This is a genomic window from Burkholderia sp. 8Y (genome assembly GCF_902506145.1).
Classification (GTDB): Bacteria; Pseudomonadota; Gammaproteobacteria; order Burkholderiales; family Burkholderiaceae; genus Caballeronia.
Map to the genome: position 1 here is coordinate 985,826 of NZ_LR733519.1, position 16,506 is coordinate 1,002,331.

Sequence of the window (16,506 nt, forward strand, 5' to 3'; positions counted from 1 at the left end):
GGCGCGGCAACGAAGTCCCTGCGCCCAGGGCGGCGATTTGGAGCCGCGTTTTACGGCTTGTTCAGCTCCCGTGCGTAGTAGGCGGAGGCCGCATCGATTTCTTCGGGCGTCATGTTGCGCGCGACGTTGCGCATGACTTCGTTGATATCGTTCGTGCGCGTGCCTTGGGCGAACGCGATGAGTTGCGCCTTCGTGTACGACGCCGGCAGGCCGTCGATCCACGGACTGCCCGCCTTGTTGTCGATCCCGCCGTGACACGCCGCGCACGGCGCGATGTTGCGCATCGGCGCGCCGTGCGAGACGATGCCCGGCGCGAGCGCGTCGCTCACCTTGCGCTGCGCCGGCGGCCTCGGCAGGCTCGCGTAGTAGGCGGCGAGATCGCGCATGTCCTGATCGCTCAGATTCGCGGCCATCGGCGACATCACGGCGTTGGTGCGCGCGCCCGCCTGAAAATCCATCAACTGCTTGTAGATGACCGACGCATACTGCCCCGCGAGATTCGGCGAATTCGCTTCGCTCATGCCGCGTTCGCCGTGACACATCGTGCACCGCAAGGCGAGCGTCGCGCCGCGCCCGATGGCGTTCGCGCTCGGGTGGACGAGCAATTGCGGCGTGACTTCGACGGCGGACAGCGTGATCTTCGGCACGACGGCCGTATCCCCGCTGTACCACGTGCGCGGCACGCCCGCCGCGCTGCAGATGGCGTTCCACACGCCCGTGAACGAGGCATCGCGCTGCGCGGACGGCAGCCACACGAAGCCGATCAGCGCCGAGACTGCCGCGATGCCGACCGTGCCCAATACGCTCGTCGCGAACCAGCGGTTGCGGAAGGTGAAGAGGCGTTCTTCGCTCATCGCTGCGCTCCGATGGGAACCGCCGGCACCGAGGTATCGGAGCGCGCCACGAGTTGCGCAATCGGATAGCCGTAGTTGACGAGCGTGAGGCCGATCATCAGCGCGAGCCACAGCCCGAAGCTGTTCAGCGCGACGGGAATCGTGCGCGGTTCGTGGACCGCGCGGCTAAAGCGGAACTCTTCGACGCTCACGCGCGGCGCGCCGTGTGCGCGTATCAGCACGACGAAGAACAGAATCGCGGACACGACCAGAATGAAGCCGCCGATGGTCGAGATCACCACGGAGGCCGCCTGCGCCGCGATCTGCGGATCGCTGTAATCGTAGAACGCCATGCGCCGCGGCATGCCGAGAATGCCGACGTAATGCCACGGGAACGTCAGCACGATCATGCCGACGAACCACAGCCACAACTGCCAGCGCATCATCTTGATGTCACGCAGCGCGCGCCCCGTGAGATGCGGCCACAGGTCATAGGCAATCGCGAAATACATGATGACGATGGCGCCCGCGAAAATCAGATGGAAATGGCCCGTGACCCATTGCGTGTTGTGGACGGTCGAATCGAGCTGATAACTCATGTTGATGATGCCGCCCGCCCCGCCGAAGCCGAGCATCACGAAGGAGAACGCGACGGCGAGCATCATCGGATTGTCCCACGGCAGCGCGCGAATCCAGCCGAGCGCGCCGCGACCGCCGCGCAGCCGCGCCGCGATTTCCACGGACGCGCAGATGGTGAACACGGTCAAAAGCGTCGGCACGGCGACGAGCGCGGTGAACACCGAATGCAGGAACTTGAAGCCCGAGCCGACTTGCGGATCGGCGAACAGGTGGTGAATGCCGATCGGCATCGACACGACGAGGAACAGAATGAACGAGATGCGCGCCATGGCGTCGCTGTAGAGACGCCCGCCGATGGCGCGCGGGATGATCGTGTAATACGCGATATACGCGGGCATCAGCCAGAAATAGACGATGGCGTGCAGCGTCCACGAGAAGAACACGCGGGCGAGACCGGCGTCGATGGTGCTCTTCCAGCCGATCGCCACCGGCAAGATCATGAACAGCACTTCGATGGCCGCGCCCACCGCCGTCCAGCCCCAGAGATACGCGCCCGCGACCGTCGCGAACATGGGCAGCGGCACCGTCTTGCCGGGATTCGTGCGCTTCCAGGCGTGCAGATTCACCGACATCAGCGCGACCCAGATCCACGATCCGACCACGACCAGCACGACGCCGAGGTAGTAGAACGCGTTGCCGATCATCGGCGGATAGAACGTGTAGAGCACGGAGGCCAGGCCCATCGCGACCGGGATCATCGCCATGACGGAGCCGACCGCGACGAGCCAGAAGCCGAGCCACGCCCAGCGCAGGCCGACGAGTGCGCGCTTGAGCGCAAGCTCCGTCACCGCATAGCCGAAGCCCATCGCGATGAGCGTCGGGAACACGTAGCCCATCGCGGAGCCGTGAGCCGTCACCGAACGGTAGTAGATCTCGGGATTCTGCAACCCGATGAACAACGGGCTGCGCGCGAACATCTGCCAGGCGCCGAGCAACAGCGCGACGCCGAAGGCCACGAACGCGAGCCAGAAGTGCGCGAGAATGAGGCGCTTGCTATTTAACACAGGACAGTCTCCGCGAATTGGCCGGCAGCTTGTCGGCCATCTGCATGAATTCGGCGCGATCGATCACCTTCACGTGCGCCCACATGCCGTGATGCCCGACGCCGCAGAACTCGTGGCACGGCATCAGATGGTCGCCGGGTTCGTCGAACGTGGTCTTGAACGTCGAGACATAGCCCGGCTCCAGCATCGAATTGATGTTGGTCTTGGTGATGAGAAAGCCATGCACGACATCCGAACTCGTCGCGCGGAACGTGACCGGCACGCCCGCCGGCACGAGCAGGCATTGCGGCGTGAACGAATACTGCTGCGCGACGACGCGCACCGTCACGGAGCCGTCGCTTTCGGGCGCGGTGCCGAGATTGCTCTCGACGAATTCGCCCGACACGTGCAGCGTTTCGGGCCGCACGGTCTCGACGCGCGAGGGCGGCATCATCGCCCAGTGCAGGCCGGTGTAGACCACCATCGCGACGAGCACGACGACGATGGCGAGCACGAGCATCGCCCAGCGTTTTTCGACGCGTTCCGCGACTTCGTGTGAACCTGAATTGATGGCCATATCTATGCTGCCTGGTTGAATCGATGAATCACTGCATCACTGGATCACGCCGCGCGGCAGAAACACGGCGAAGTAAAAGACAAACCAGATGCCGATGACGATGGCCGTCGCGATCCCCGCCAGCGCAAGCGCGCCGCCCGGCCCGCTGCGCACGATTTCGTCGATTTTGGCGTCTTCGTTCGGATCGTCGTTCATGGCTGTGTCGAGGCTAGTAAAGAGGCGCGGAGCGCAATTCGTTGACTTCCTTCACGGACACCGGCGCGCCGTGATTGCCCCACGTCGTGCGGATATACGTGACCACGGCCGCCACTTCCACGTCTGACAGCGACTGCGCGAACGGCGGCATGCCGTAGGGCTTCGGATTCTTGAACGTGCCGGGCGGATAGCCGCCGTTGAGCACCATGCGGATCGGGTTGACCGCCGAACTCATCACGATCGACTGATTGTTGGCGAGCGGCGGAAAATCGGGCGGCTTGCCCTGACCCTGCGCGGCGTGACACACGGCGCATTGCGCGTCGTAGATCTTTTTGCCGAGCGGCGAAAGACTCGTGCGCTGTTCGACCACGGCCTGGCTCGGCGGCTCGGGCTTGCCACCGCTGCGCGCGGGCAGCGCCTTCAGGTAGACGGCCATCGCGCGCACGTCGTCTTCATTCAGATATTGCAGGCTGTCGTAGACGACTTCGGCCATCGGGCCGTACACCGCGCCACGATCGGACACGCCCGCATGGAGCAAGCCGACGATGTCGTCCATGCCCCAGTCGCCCAGGCCCGCTTCCTTGTTCGACGTGAGCGACGGCGCGTACCAGTTCTGTATCGGAATCAGGCCGCCCTCGAACGCCTTGGAACTGACGTTGCCACCGAGCGCGTTGATCGCCGTATGGCACATGGAGCAATGTCCGAGACCTTCGACGAGATACGCGCCGCGATTCCATTCGACGGACTGCTTCGGATCGGGCTGATACTCGCCCTGCCGGAAGAAAAGCGAGCGCCAGCCGATCAGCAGTTCGCGCCGGTTGAACGGGAAACGCAGCTCATGCTGACGGTTCGGCTGATGCACCGGCGGCGTGGACATCAGGAATGCGTAGATGGCATCGGAGTCGGCGCGCGTGACTTTCGTATAGGACGCGAAGGGCATCGCCGGATAGAGCAGCGAGCCATCGCGCGAACGGCCGGTGTGCATCATGTTGTAGAAGTCGTCGGCGGTCCAGACGCCGAGTCCGGTCTCCTTGTCCGACGAGATATTGGGCGTGTAGAGCGTGCCGAAAGGCGTCTCCATCGGGCGGCCGCCGCCGAAGGTCTTGCCCGCGGGCAACGTGTGACACGCGATGCAGTCGCCCGCGCGCGCCAGATACTCGCCGCGCTTGACGGTGGCGTCATCGAAGGTCTTCGCCTGCGCGACGGCGTAGCCGGCCGGCACGGCGCACGCCGCGAAGAAGACCGCCACGGCAAGCGCCCCAAGTTGTCTGAAACGAAGCACGTCGGCCCTCTCTAGTGTTGGACGCTGCCGCACGCGAGCGGCATCTTCAGTGAGCCGGCGGCGACAGGCGTCGGATTGGCCGGCGCGGGCAGCGAAGCCAGATAGGCGGAAATCGCGGTGATGTCCCGCTCGCTCAGAAGCTGGGCGACCTGGCGCATGCAGTCCGGCGCGACGGTCGAGCGCGTGCCGTAGCGCCATGCGCCCAGTTGCGCGCTGATGTAGTCCGCATGCAGGCCGAGGAGGCCGGGAATCGCGGGCTCCATGCCGGTCATCGACGCGCCGTGGCAACTGACGCAAGCGGGCACCTTGCCGGAGGCATCGCCCTTGGTGACGAGCGTCTTGCCGAGATCGAGCGTCTTCGCATCGACGGTGGCGGCGGACGGCGGCGGGAACGGCGGGCGCTCGGCGGCGAAGTAATCGGCGATCTGCTTCAGGTACGCGTCCGGCAGGTACGCGAGCAGGTAGTTCATCGGCGGGTACTTGCGCCGGCCGTCGCGAAACGCGAGCAGTTGGTTGTACAGATAGCCGGCGGGCTTGCCCGAGAGGCGCGGGAAGTAGTCGTTGTCGGTGCCCTCGCCGTGCGCGCCGTGGCACGCGGCGCAGCCCATGACGCGCGCCTGCATCGTGTCGGGCGCGCGTTCGAGAGGCGCATCCGCGGCGCATGCCTCGATGCCGCACAACGTGAAGAGCGCCGAAATGAGGAACAAGGCGCTGCGCTGAGCCACGTTTCCCACGTATCCCCCGTTTCAGGTTGTCATTTTGGTTTCGACGCGCGGCCTTGATGCAACGGGCACGCCGACGCTGTTCTTCGAAGCTGCAAGTCTTGCCGGTGGCGGGTTCCGCTTGGCTTTTTTCAGATGGTAGGAGACGCGCTTCGTTTTCTCCAGCCCCGAGATTGTCTCAATACATGCGATCGCTGCGCGTGACAAGACGACACAAAACTTTGCGTTTGGACAAAGAAAGCATTATTTCGAGATGCTCAACTGAGCAGTTGACCGTCTCGGTCCTGCTTACGAATTGGCTTTGCGGGAGATCGCCGCGTATTTCGAGACACGGACGACGTGGCGCGCGGTCTATTTGAGCCCGAGGCGTCGCGCGAGCCGGTTTAGGTTCGCCCGGTCGATGCCCAACTCACGCGCCGTCGACGCCCAGTTCTGCTGATTGCGCGCGAGGGCATCGAGAACCAGCGTGCGCTCGTATGCCGTGACGGCTTCGCGCAGGCCGACGGCGGGCGCATCGACGGCGGGCGCGCTTGGCGGTGCGATGCTGGCCGTATCGCCGATACCGAAGTCGGCGGCGGTCAGCGTCAGAATGCGCGGCCGTTCGCGATGCGCCGAGAGAGCCTTCAACGCGCTTCGCCCGATCAGATGCTCCAGTTCGCGCACGTTGCCCGGCCAGCGATAGGCAAGAAGCGCGGCCTGCGCATCAGCGGAAAGACGCAGGCTCAACAGACCCAGCCGCGAGCGGTTCTCTTCGAGAAAGTAGCCGGCAAGCAGCAAAACATCGCGGCCGCGCTCGCGCAGCGGCGGAACGACGAGCGGATACACCGACAAGCGGTGATACAGGTCCGCGCGAAACCGTCCAGCGCGCACTTCCTCGGCCAGATCGCGGTTCGTCGCGGCGATCAGCCGCACATCCACGCGATGCTCGCTATCCGAACCGATGCGCTGCAATTGGCCGTTCTGCAAGACGCGCAGCAGCTTGGCCTGCACGGCAAGCGGCAGTTCGCCGACTTCATCGAGGAACAGCGTGCCGCCGTCCGCCAGCTCGAACTTGCCGCGCCGATCCGCCGACGCGCCCGAGAACGCCCCGCGCACGTGCCCGAAAAGCTCGCTTTCGACCAGCGTATCGGGCAGCGCCGCGCAGTTGAGGCTCACGAGCGGCTTGTCGGCGCGCGGCGAACGCGCGTGAATCTCCGACGCGACGAGTTCCTTCCCGACGCCCGTCTCGCCGGTGATCAGCACGGTCAGATCGCTCGACGCGACCGTGCCTATCTCTTCGAGCAGATGCTTGTGCTGCGCGCTGCTGCCGATCATCTCGCGGCGGCGCGGGCCGCTTGCCTGCCGGAACACTTCGGCGCGTTGCCGTTCGGCCTCGCTGCTGCGCGCGAGCCGCTCGATGCGTTCGGCGACGCTCACGGTCGCCGCGGTCAGACTCAGGAACGCCTGCAGCGAAGCCATGTCGAGGCCGTCGAAGCGCGCGGGATCGAGCGCATCGAGCGTCAGCACGCCCCAGGGCCGGCCGCCGATGAAAAGCGGGCTGCCGAGGCAATCGTGGACTTCGAGATGCGCGCCCGCGTGCGTGACGAGGCCGTCGTACGGATCGGGAAGACTCGAATGGGCGGGAAAGCGCGTCGGCTCCGGGCGCGCGAGGATGCGAGCGAAGCGCGGATGATCGCGCACGAGAAAGCGCCGGCCGAGCGTATCGCTCGACAAGCCGTCGATGGCGAGCGGCACCAGCGTGTCACCGTCGAGCCGCAGGAGCGCGGCGGCATCGCTCGGGAAGAGCGCGCGCAGCGTGCTCAGCAGCCGGCGGTAACGCTCGGCCTCAGGCATCTCCTGCGACAGGTCTTCGATGAGCGGCACCAAGGCGTCGAGCACGACGCGCGAAGTCATTGCGACCACATTGGCAGTCTTTTGGACTAGGGTCGAATCGACCATGATCTTTCGTAAATGGTTGAATATACGTGTATTCTATACTGGCACGGAATCTGTATATCTGCAGCACATAAACCGCTTGCGGAGCACGTCTGCTCCGCCCTTGTCACGAGGACTACACCATGCTGTCAGCAGAACACCGTGCCATCATCAAAGCCACCGTCCCGCTTCTGGAAAGCGGCGGCGAGGCGCTCACGCGCCACTTCTACGCCACGATGCTGAACGAACACCCCGAAGTGCGTCCGATGTTCAACCAGGCGCATCAGGCGAGCGGCGCCCAGCAGCGCGCGCTCGCCCACGGCGTGCTGATGTACGCGCGTCATATTGACGAACTCGAGAAGCTCGGCGGACTCGTCGGTCAGATCATCAACAAGCACGTCGCGCTGAACATACAGCCGGAGCATTATCCGATCGTCGGAAGCTGCCTGCTCAGGTCGATCCGCGAAGTGCTCGGCGCGGAAATCGCCACCGATGCCGTGATCGAAGCGTGGGCCGCTGCCTATGGTCAGCTTGCCGATCTGCTGATCGGGCTGGAAGAAGGCATCTACAGCGAGCGCGAGCACGCGCCGGGCGGATGGCGTGGCACGCGGCGCTTCGTCGTTGCCCGCAAGGTCGCGGAAAGCGATGAGATCACGTCCTTCTATCTCGTGCCGGAAGACGGCGGCAGCCTGCTCGATTTCCATCCGGGCCAGTACATCGGGCTGCGCCTGTTCATCGACGGCGAGGAACTGCGTCGCAATTATTCGCTGTCGGCGGCGCCCAACGGCCGCGACTATCGCATCAGCGTGAAGCGCGAGAAAGAAGGCAAAGTGTCGAGCTTCCTGCACGACCAGGTTCAGGAACATGACACGCTCGATCTTTATCCGCCCGCGGGCGACTTCAAGCTCGAGCACGGCGATAAGCCGCTCGTTCTGATCAGCGGCGGCGTGGGCATCACGCCGACGCTCGCCATGCTGCACGCCGCGCTCGCCGCGACCAAGCGTCCGATCCACTTCATCCACGCAGCGCGGCACGGCGGCGCGCACGCGTTCCGCGAGACCATCGATGAACTGGCCGCGCGTCATCCGCAACTGAAGCGCTTCTATTGCTACGAGCATCGGCGCGACGGCGATAACGAGGCGCACGGTTTCGGCTTCGTCAATGAGACGCTGCTCAATGCGTGGCTGCCGAAGAACCGCGATGTCGACGCGTATTTTCTCGGACCGAAATCGTTCATGCGGGCGGTGAAGAAGCATCTGAAGGCGCTGGGCGTGCCCGAGGCGCAGAGCCGCTACGAATTCTTCGGGCCGGCTGCGGCGCTCGACTGATTGCTGTTCCGCGTCAAGAAAACGGACCCGCGCTGGCTAACGGCGGGTCCGTTTTCACGTTCCCCGAACCGGTTAAGGCGGAGCGCAGTGGTCACCCAAAATTTCCGAAAAACGGTCATTTGATATCGCCACCCGTACGCCTATTCTGTGTCTGTCGCGCCGCTACTGGCGCACTCTTCAACCGATCAAGGACACCATCATGGAACAGCGTCTCGATTTCTACAAAGCCAGCCCCGCCGCCGTCAAGGCGCTCCTCGGCGTCGAGGAACGCATCGGCAAATCGTCGATTGAAAAGTCGCTGGCCGAACTCGTGCGGCTGCGCGCTTCGCAGATCAACGGCTGCGCGTTCTGCGTCGACATGCACACGTCGGACGCCCGCAAGGGTGGCGAAACGGAACGCCGGCTGGCGACGGTGGTCGTGTGGCGCGAGACGCCGTTCTTCACGGACCGAGAACGCGCCGCGCTGGAATGGACGGAAGCGGTGACGCTCGTCTCGCACGATCACGTTCCCGATGCAGTGTGGAAAGCGGTGAGGCCGCATTTCAGCGATGAAGAGCTTGTCGACCTGACGTTGCTTGTCTCGGCGATCAATAGCTGGAACCGCCTCGCGATCGCGTTTCGCAAAATGCCTGCCTGAGGAGCGCATCGTGACGATACGCCGAATAGCGTGGCTGACGGCGATGGTGCTTTGCAGTGCGAGCGCCTTCGCGCATGACGGCGAGTCCGAAACGGTCACGCCGGTCATGAAACAGGCGGTGCCGGAGGCCGCGGGCAAGAACGTGCTGCTTGCCACCGTCGCATACAAGCCGGGACAGGCTTCGGAGCCGCATCGGCATCCGGGATCGATCTTCGCCTATGTGCTCGAGGGACACGTCGTCTCGCAGCTGGAAGGATCGGCTGCGAAAACGTACGGGCCGGGCGAGTCGTGGTATGAGCCGCCGGGCGCGCGTCATATCGTGTCGAAGAACGCGAGCGACACCGAGCCGGCGAAGCTGCTTGTGTTCGCGATTGCCGGTGAAGGACAGGCGGTTAAGTTGCCGATTGGACACTAAGGGCCACGGCGGGGACGTTGCGGGGGATGCGACGCCTCATTCGGCCGGCGCGCGGACGTTGCCAACGCGGCGCGAAGCATCCGCCGCCACGGTGCTGACTTTCAGACAAACGCACTGTTCCTCGCCCATTGCAGCGTGTAACTATCTCCCCGACTTCGTATCGGGGAGCACGCACAATTGCCTAGCAGGATAAGAGCCGACAAGTGGTCGCTCACGTTGTATCTAAGACGCGACAGACACTTCGTCAACGCGGACGAGAGACTGCGCGCCGCCGAAGGCAGGCGAAGGTTTCTGGCCGATGCGGCCGACTGGATGCACGATCCGGCGTTCATGGCGAAGCTGCAAGCGGTATTAGGCATCGACGACGCCGACGTTTCCAACGCGCGATGGAAGGTTCGGCGCGCCATCGAATCGGGTGAGTTGGTCACGATAGCGGATAGGCCGGGAAGCGGTCTCTGCGGCAGCCACGGCGGCGACATGCCGACGCCGCGTTCGGTGACGTTCACGCCGTCGCAGCTTTTCAGGGGCGCGCCGCGCATAGCGAGCGTTCCCTCGTACGAGCGCCCTGCTCCCATTCGGCTTTTCGCTGACGACTGCATGGCGGCGTGGCTTGCGAAGCCGGGGGATCGGCTGCCGGATGGCAGGATTGCGCGGGCTATCGGCAGCCTACGTGATGAAAGCCGCGGCGATTTAGTGCGAGAGAGCTTCGGTGACGCTGACAATGGCATTTTTGCCGACGCAACGCCGTTCGACTATCAGCCGGGCGATGCCAGCGATGCTATGCAGACGGCTTGGTTACCGAGCACTGGTGGCCCACCGAATAGTTGGCTCGAGAATCCATCAGGGAAAAAGCAATGGCGCTACTACGACGAAAACGGGAATGCGGCGGTGGACATCGACTTCGCCCATGATCACGGATTCGGCGCACCGCATTCGCACAACTGGGATGACGGCGCGCGTGATGCAGGAAATCCCGTATCAATTTTATGAGCCGTTATGGACATTCTGAACAAGTACGTATGCTTTCACGATTGGCAGATCAACTCACTTTCATGTCGCGAAGGCAGTAGGCTCGTCCTGGGCCTGTCTTTCGACGCAAAGCGGGCCGAACTCGCGTTTGTTGGAACTAGCCGGTGTGTAGTCGAGCACTTTGCCATCTTGAATATCGTGTACGAGATTGAAGTGCTTCCGGCAGAGGGGGCCGAATATCAGTCGGCTTTGACGCTGTTAGCCAAGTCCGACCAATTCGGCAAAACGCGCGGAAGCCTGATCGCCCGAGTCTACGCGGCTGCTGGGGCCGAAATGACCGTCGAATGTGAATCGCTGGAAGTGACGGACATGACGGCAACGCATCAACTACGGAACTAGCGCGCGACGAACAGAGCCATCTGCAAGCGGCAGGCTGCGACCCAACGTACCGAATCGGCGAGGCAAAGCCCGGCAGTAACGTACCTGCCGGGCGATGGGCGTGGCGCTTAGGGGAATCCGCTACACGCATTCACGTGACGTCAAACGCTCCACGCCGATCAGACCGCGCCCCGAGCCACCCACATCACTCGTCAAAACACATTAACCGGCACATTCACCATCAGCCGATAAACGTCGCTCGAAGCATCCGAGTAATACGCGCTTCCCACATGGTGCATGTAATAGAACTTCACCGACGTATTCTTGAACTTGCCATCCGGCACCGTGTAACTCGGAATAATGCCGAATTCATGATGCGTGCCGTGCACCGGCTCGCCATTCACGATATAGCTGCTCGCGTTCACGGTGCCGCTATTGGCCATGGCGCTGCCGTCGGCGCCCCAGCCGTACGCGACCCATGTCGTCACCTTGACGCCGGGCACGCCATAGTCTTTCAGGTTCAGTGAATACGACAGGCTCACGGATTTTTCGTGCGGCTGATTATAGTCGACATCCAGCGAATTGGACAGATAATCGCCGCCCGACTCGTGCATGTAATCGAACATCTGGTCGCCGAGAATTTGCTGGAAGGCGAATTGCAGCGTATGCGCGCCGTGCGTGCCGGCGAGCGCCAGGCTATACGCGTTATTGTTGATCGGGCCTTGACGCTTGTCGCCGATCGCGCCCGTGTAGTAATAGTTGAGCGCGCCCGTCCAGCGCACCGACTTCGCGTCGCCAATGCTCTGCGTCGCCGAAAGATAGTACTGCTGCCACACGTTGTTCGCGACGCTGCCGTAGAGCGTGACGGCGGTATCGTCACCGCGCGTCCAGTCGCCGCCAAAGTACGTGAACTGCGATACGTGCTTGCCGCCATATTCAGTCGACAGCCCCGTCACGGTCGTCATGCCGCGCGAGATCACGCCGTCCACCGTGCCGGCCTTCAGCGTGAGATTCTTGAACTCGTCGCTCGCGAGCGAGAAGCCGCGATAAGTCGGCGGCAGCGCGCGGTTGTCGTGCGGCACGAGGAACGGGTTATCGAAGAGTTGCTGGCCATACTTGAGCACCGTATTCGACACGCGCGCCTTCACGTCCCACACGCCGGGATAGGCCCACGCGAGCTGGTTCGCGCCGCCGCCGTCCGTGCCGACGTGAACGCGCGTGCCCGCGCCCTTGCCGCCGTTCAGCTTGAACGCGCCGAACAGAGAGACATCGCCGCCGAGCCCGATCAAGCCGCGCGTGAAGCCGGATTCGAACGCCGCCTGCGCGCCGAGCACCCAAGCGTCCTTCTTTTCTGCGCCCTTCGGTTCGAAATGCTCCGTGAAAGACCGGCCCAGCACGTTGAAATGCGAATCTTCGATAAAGCCCTTCGATTTGGCCTGATTGCTCACCGGCGCATCCGCTTCCGTATTGGGCGGCGAACTTGGGACAGCTTCGGTATGGCGTGAAAGCGGCTCCGTGTCGGCGCCCGCACTGGCTTCCTGACCATACGCGGCCACATTCGCGGCCATGACGCCGCTAAAAAGCAAAATCGAAAGTGCGACTGAAAGTTTTTCTTTTTTCATGATAAGTATCTCCAAACAACTGACTCAACCTGCGGACTGCACAATCCAACAAACAAAATCGACGGCTGCAACGAGCCGCGCCCGGCGACCGAACAGGTCGGGGCAAACGCAACGCGGTTGCGGTCCAAAAAACTAGCGACGCGCGCTTAAGGTTCCTTCGCCCCCGCATGACCTGATAGAGCGCGGGCGTCAGGCGAAGAAGCACGCGGCCGACGCGCCCTCACCCAGCGCGCGCAGCGCGGGCGTTTCCTGCGAGCAGCGCGCCTGTGCCGTCGGGCAACGCGTATGGAACACGCAGCCTGAAGGCGGATCGATGGGGCTCGGAATATCGCCCGACAGAATCTGCACCGTCTTGCCGCGCTCGATGGCCGGATCGGGCACCGGCACCGCCGACAGCAGCGCGCGCGTGTACGGATGACGCGGCGTGTCGTAGAGCGCGTGCTTGTCGGCGAGCTCCATCACGCGGCCGAGGTACATCACCATGACGCGGTCCGAGATATGGCGCACCACCGCCAGATCGTGCGCGATGAAGATCAGCGAGAGCTTCATCTCCGCCTGCAGCGACTTCAGCAGATTGACGATCTGCGCCTGAATGGAGACGTCGAGCGCGGAAACGGGTTCGTCGCAGATGACGAGCTTCGGTTCGACGATCAGCGCCCGCGCAATCCCAATACGCTGACACTGCCCGCCCGAGAACTCGTGCGGATAGCGGTTGATCATCTGTTCGCGCAGGCCCACTTTCGTCATCATCGCGCGCACGCGGGCATCGCTTTCCGGCTTGCCGATGCCCGGCCGATGCTCCGTCAACGGCTCCGCGATGATCTGCCCGACCGTCATGCGCGGATCGAGCGACGCGAGCGGATCCTGAAAGATCATCTGCGCGTCGGCGCGCAACGCATGCCATGCGCGCTGTGACGCGCGCGTGAGGTCCGCGCCCATCCACACGATTTCACCGCTCGTCGCGGGAATCAGGTTCAGGATGGCGCGCGAAAGCGTCGACTTGCCGCAGCCCGATTCGCCGACCACGCCGAGCGTTTCGCCCGCGCGAAGCTCGAAGCTCACGCCGTCGACGGCCTTCAGCGTGCGCGAGGCCGCCCACGGCAGACGGCTCTTGGCCTTCACCTGGAAATGCACGCGCATGTCGCGCACCGAAAGAATGGTCGATGCCGTCACGTCAGACATGGCTTGTCTCCCGATAGCGCGTCTTCAACGCATCGACGGGCCGATGGCACGCGCGCAGCCAGTGCGCGCCGTCCACGGCGGTAAGCGCGGGCGCGCGCTCGGCGCACTCGGCGGCGGCATCGGCGCAACGCTCGTGGAACGGACAGCCCGCCGGCGGATGCGCCATGTTCGGCGGATTGCCCGGAATCCCCGTGAGTTCGCCGCCCTGCTGATCCAGCCGCGGCAACGCGCGCAGCAAGCCGATGGTGTACGGATGCGAGGGCTTCGCGAACAGCGTGGCCGCGTCGCACTGTTCCATCACGCGGCCGCCGTACATGACCATGACCTTCTCGCACAGGCCCGCAACGACGCCGAGATCGTGCGTGATCAGCACGATGGACGTGCCGAAGTCGCGCTGCAAATCACGCAGCAGTTGCAGCACCTGCGCCTGCACGGTGACGTCGAGCGCGGTGGTCGGCTCGTCGGCGAACAGCACTTCGGGCTCGCAGAGCAGCGCCATCGCGATCATCACGCGCTGCCGCATGCCGCCCGACAACTCGTGCGGATACTGTCCGATGCGATGCGCCGCCTCGGGAATACGCACGGCCTCGAGCATGGCGATCGCCCGCTTCTTCGCCTCGCGGCGCGTCATGTTCTTGTGCAGTTCGAGCACTTCGGTCATTTGCCGCTCGATCGTCAGGTACGGATTGAGCGAGCTCATCGGGTCCTGAAAGATCATCGAGAGGCGGTTGCCGCGCAGGCGGTTCAGCGCCTTGGCGGACAGGCCGAGCAGGTTCTCGCCGCGATACAGCGCGCGCCCGCTGGCGCGCCCGTTCGACGCCAGCAGCCCGAGCATCGCGAGCACGGTCTGACTTTTGCCCGACCCCGATTCGCCGACGATGCCGAGCGTTTCGCCCTCTTCCAGCGTGAAGCTCACGCCGTTGACCGCGCGCACGGCGGCGTCATGCGTCGCGAATTCCACTCGCAGATCGTTGATTTCGACTAGCGGCATGGCTCACCTGTCCTTCGGATCGAGCGCATCGCGCAGCCCGTCGCCGACAAAATTGATGCAATAGAGCGTGACCGACAGCAGCGCGGCCGGAAACAGCAAAATCCACGGCGACGCTTCCATCACGCCGACGCCGTCCTGAATCAGCACGCCCCAGCTCGTCATGGGCTCCTGCACGCCGAGGCCGAGGAACGACAGCACCGACTCCGTGAGAATCACGCCGGGCACGGTGACGGTCGTGTAGATGGCGACGATGCCGAGCAGATTCGGCACGACATGCCGCGCGATGATGCGCCGCGTCGGCACGCCGATGGCGCGCGCCGCCTCGACGTACTCCTTCGATCGGATCGCGAGCGTCTGGCCGCGCACCACGCGCGCCATGTCCATCCAAGAGAACACGGTGATGGTCAGCACGACGAGATAGAACGCGCGGCCGAGCAGCGTCACCATCAGAATGGCGATGAGCAGATACGGAATGGCGTACATCATGTCGACGAAGCGCATCATCGCGTTGTCGACGCGTCCGCCGATGAAGCCGGCAATCGCGCCCCAGACGATGCCGAGCGTCACGGACGTGAGCGTGGCGAGCGCGCCGATCACGAGCGAGACGCGGCCGCCCACGAGACAGCGCACGAGCAGGTCGCGCCCGGTTTCGTCGGTGCCGAAAAGATGCCAGTGATCGAAGGTGGGCGGCACGCTCATCGCGTTCCAGTCGGCGGAATCGAACGCGTTCGGCAATACCCACGGCCCGACGATGCACGCGAGCGTGATGGCGACGAGCAGAGCGAGGCTCACGACCGCCGCCTTGTTGCGCAGAAAACGCGCACGCGCGTCCTGCCACGGACTGCGGCCTGCGACCGCCTGTTCGAGCATCGGCGCCAGAGAAGCAGATTTCATCGTGCGCCCTCTCAGTAACGGATCTTCGGATCGAGCCACGCGTAGGCGAGATCGACCAGCAGGTTGAGCAGCACGGCCACGACCGTGACGAGCACGACGAGTCCGAGCACGAGCGTGTAGTCGCGATTGGCCGCGCCGTTCACGATCAGCTTGCCGATGCCCGGCAGCGAGAACACGGATTCAGTGACGACCGCCGCCGTGATCGACGCGATCGCGAGCGGCCCGATCACGGAGACGACGGGAATCAGCGTCGGCTTGAGCGCATGGCGCAGCACGATGGTCCGCATCGGCAGGCCCTTCGCGCGAGCGGTGCGAATGTACGGCGTGTTCATCACTTCGATCAGGCTTGCGCGCGTGACGCGGCCGACCGTCGCGACGTTGATCATCACGAGCAGCGCCACCGGCAAGACCATGTAGCGCACGTCCGACCCGTTCCAGCCGCCCGCCGGCAGCCATTTCAGGCCGATGGCGAACACGAGAATCAGCACCGGCCCGATGACGAACGACGGAAACGCGTTGCCCGCGTTGCTGACGAGCATGAGCGCGTAATCCGCGATGCTGTTACGCCGCAGCGCCGCGCCCGCGCCCAGCAGCACGCCGATGACGATGGCGAGCGCCATCGACACGCCGCCGATCGCCAGCGACACCGGCAGCGCGCGCAGCACGAGTTCGTTCACGCTCCAGTCGGCGTAGCGGAACGACGCGCCGAGATCGCCGTGCAAGAGACCGTCGAGGTACAGCAGATACTGCTTCCACAATGGCTCGCCGAGGTGATATTTCGCCTGCAGGTTCGCAAGCACTTCGGCGGAAACCTTGCGCTCGCCGTCGAACGGACCGCCGGGCGTGGCGTGCAGCAGCAGATAACAGACCGTCACGACGATCAGGAGCGTCGGCAGCGTGAGCAGCACGCGACGCAGGGCATATGACCACATGAGAGCGCGTCCT

Annotated in this window: 17 protein-coding genes; 5 read left to right on the forward strand and 12 right to left on the reverse strand. The window is 64.1% G+C overall.

The window, feature by feature from the left end; translation table 11 throughout:
* Positions 1–50: 50 nt before the first annotated feature.
* The 7 genes from GV035_RS04280 to norR all read right to left on the reverse strand — a co-directional run bounded on the left by GV035_RS04280 (position 51) and on the right by norR (position 7,169).
* Positions 51–854, reverse strand: a complete 804-nt coding sequence (locus GV035_RS04280; RefSeq protein WP_159833702.1) for a c-type cytochrome — start codon at positions 852–854, stop codon at positions 51–53.
* Positions 851–2,476, reverse strand: coding sequence for a b(o/a)3-type cytochrome-c oxidase subunit 1 (locus GV035_RS04285; protein ID WP_159833704.1), 1,626 nt, complete (start codon positions 2,474–2,476; stop codon positions 851–853). Before GV035_RS04285 ends, GV035_RS04280 begins: the two co-directional genes overlap by 4 nt.
* Positions 2,466–3,032, reverse strand: a complete 567-nt coding sequence (locus GV035_RS04290; RefSeq protein WP_159833706.1) for a cytochrome C oxidase subunit II — start codon at positions 3,030–3,032, stop codon at positions 2,466–2,468. Before GV035_RS04290 ends, GV035_RS04285 begins: the two co-directional genes overlap by 11 nt.
* Before the next feature lie 36 nt (positions 3,033–3,068).
* Positions 3,069–3,227 (reverse strand): hypothetical protein, encoded by a 159-nt coding sequence (locus GV035_RS04295; RefSeq protein ID WP_159833708.1) that lies wholly within the window; start codon positions 3,225–3,227, stop codon positions 3,069–3,071.
* A 13-nt stretch (positions 3,228–3,240) separates the two neighbouring features.
* Positions 3,241–4,449, reverse strand: coding sequence for a c-type cytochrome (locus GV035_RS04300; protein WP_236572539.1), 1,209 nt, complete (start codon positions 4,447–4,449; stop codon positions 3,241–3,243).
* Between the two features lie 71 nt (positions 4,450–4,520).
* A complete protein-coding gene (locus GV035_RS04305; RefSeq protein WP_159834949.1) occupies positions 4,521–5,132 on the reverse strand; it encodes a c-type cytochrome in 612 nt (203 codons plus the stop codon).
* Between the two features lie 450 nt (positions 5,133–5,582).
* Positions 5,583–7,169 (reverse strand): nitric oxide reductase transcriptional regulator NorR, encoded by a 1,587-nt coding sequence (gene norR, locus GV035_RS04310; RefSeq protein ID WP_159833712.1) that lies wholly within the window; start codon positions 7,167–7,169, stop codon positions 5,583–5,585.
* 119 nt (positions 7,170–7,288) lie between these two features.
* Between norR and hmpA the strand changes: the two genes are divergently transcribed.
* The 5 genes from hmpA to GV035_RS04335 all read left to right on the forward strand — a co-directional run bounded on the left by hmpA (position 7,289) and on the right by GV035_RS04335 (position 10,893).
* Positions 7,289–8,473: an NO-inducible flavohemoprotein gene (gene hmpA, locus GV035_RS04315; protein WP_159833714.1), complete on the forward strand. Its 1,185-nt coding sequence runs from the start codon at positions 7,289–7,291 to the stop codon at positions 8,471–8,473.
* A gap of 199 nt (positions 8,474–8,672) precedes the next feature.
* Positions 8,673–9,110, forward strand: coding sequence for a carboxymuconolactone decarboxylase family protein (locus GV035_RS04320; RefSeq protein WP_159833716.1), 438 nt, complete (start codon positions 8,673–8,675; stop codon positions 9,108–9,110).
* A 43-nt stretch (positions 9,111–9,153) separates the two neighbouring features.
* Positions 9,154–9,525 (forward strand): cupin domain-containing protein, encoded by a 372-nt coding sequence (locus GV035_RS04325; protein ID WP_159834950.1) that lies wholly within the window; start codon positions 9,154–9,156, stop codon positions 9,523–9,525.
* A 177-nt stretch (positions 9,526–9,702) separates the two neighbouring features.
* Positions 9,703–10,515 carry a hypothetical protein gene (locus tag GV035_RS04330; RefSeq protein WP_159833718.1) on the forward strand — a complete coding sequence of 271 codons (813 nt, stop codon included), beginning with the start codon at positions 9,703–9,705 and terminating at the stop codon, positions 10,513–10,515.
* Positions 10,516–10,521: 6 nt separating this feature from the next.
* A complete protein-coding gene (locus tag GV035_RS04335) occupies positions 10,522–10,893 on the forward strand; it encodes a hypothetical protein (protein WP_159833720.1) in 372 nt (123 codons plus the stop codon).
* A 191-nt stretch (positions 10,894–11,084) separates the two neighbouring features.
* On the opposite strand, the gene GV035_RS04340 is transcribed toward GV035_RS04335, so the two are convergent.
* The 5 genes from GV035_RS04340 to GV035_RS04360 all read right to left on the reverse strand — a co-directional run bounded on the left by GV035_RS04340 (position 11,085) and on the right by GV035_RS04360 (position 16,493).
* Complete coding sequence (locus tag GV035_RS04340; RefSeq protein ID WP_159833722.1) at positions 11,085–12,494, reverse strand: OprD family outer membrane porin; 1,410 nt, start codon at positions 12,492–12,494, stop codon at positions 11,085–11,087.
* Positions 12,495–12,683: 189 nt separating this feature from the next.
* Positions 12,684–13,676: a murein tripeptide/oligopeptide ABC transporter ATP binding protein OppF gene (oppF, locus tag GV035_RS04345; protein ID WP_159833724.1), complete on the reverse strand. Its 993-nt coding sequence runs from the start codon at positions 13,674–13,676 to the stop codon at positions 12,684–12,686.
* Entirely contained in the window at positions 13,669–14,667 is a 999-nt protein-coding gene (locus GV035_RS04350) for an ABC transporter ATP-binding protein (protein ID WP_159833726.1), read from the reverse strand. Before GV035_RS04350 ends, oppF begins: the two co-directional genes overlap by 8 nt.
* Before the next feature lie 3 nt (positions 14,668–14,670).
* Entirely contained in the window at positions 14,671–15,561 is an 891-nt protein-coding gene (locus tag GV035_RS04355) for an ABC transporter permease (protein ID WP_442859517.1), read from the reverse strand.
* Between the two features lie 11 nt (positions 15,562–15,572).
* Positions 15,573–16,493, reverse strand: a complete 921-nt coding sequence (locus GV035_RS04360) for an ABC transporter permease subunit (RefSeq protein WP_159833728.1) — start codon at positions 16,491–16,493, stop codon at positions 15,573–15,575.
* Positions 16,494–16,506: the final 13 nt, after the last annotated feature.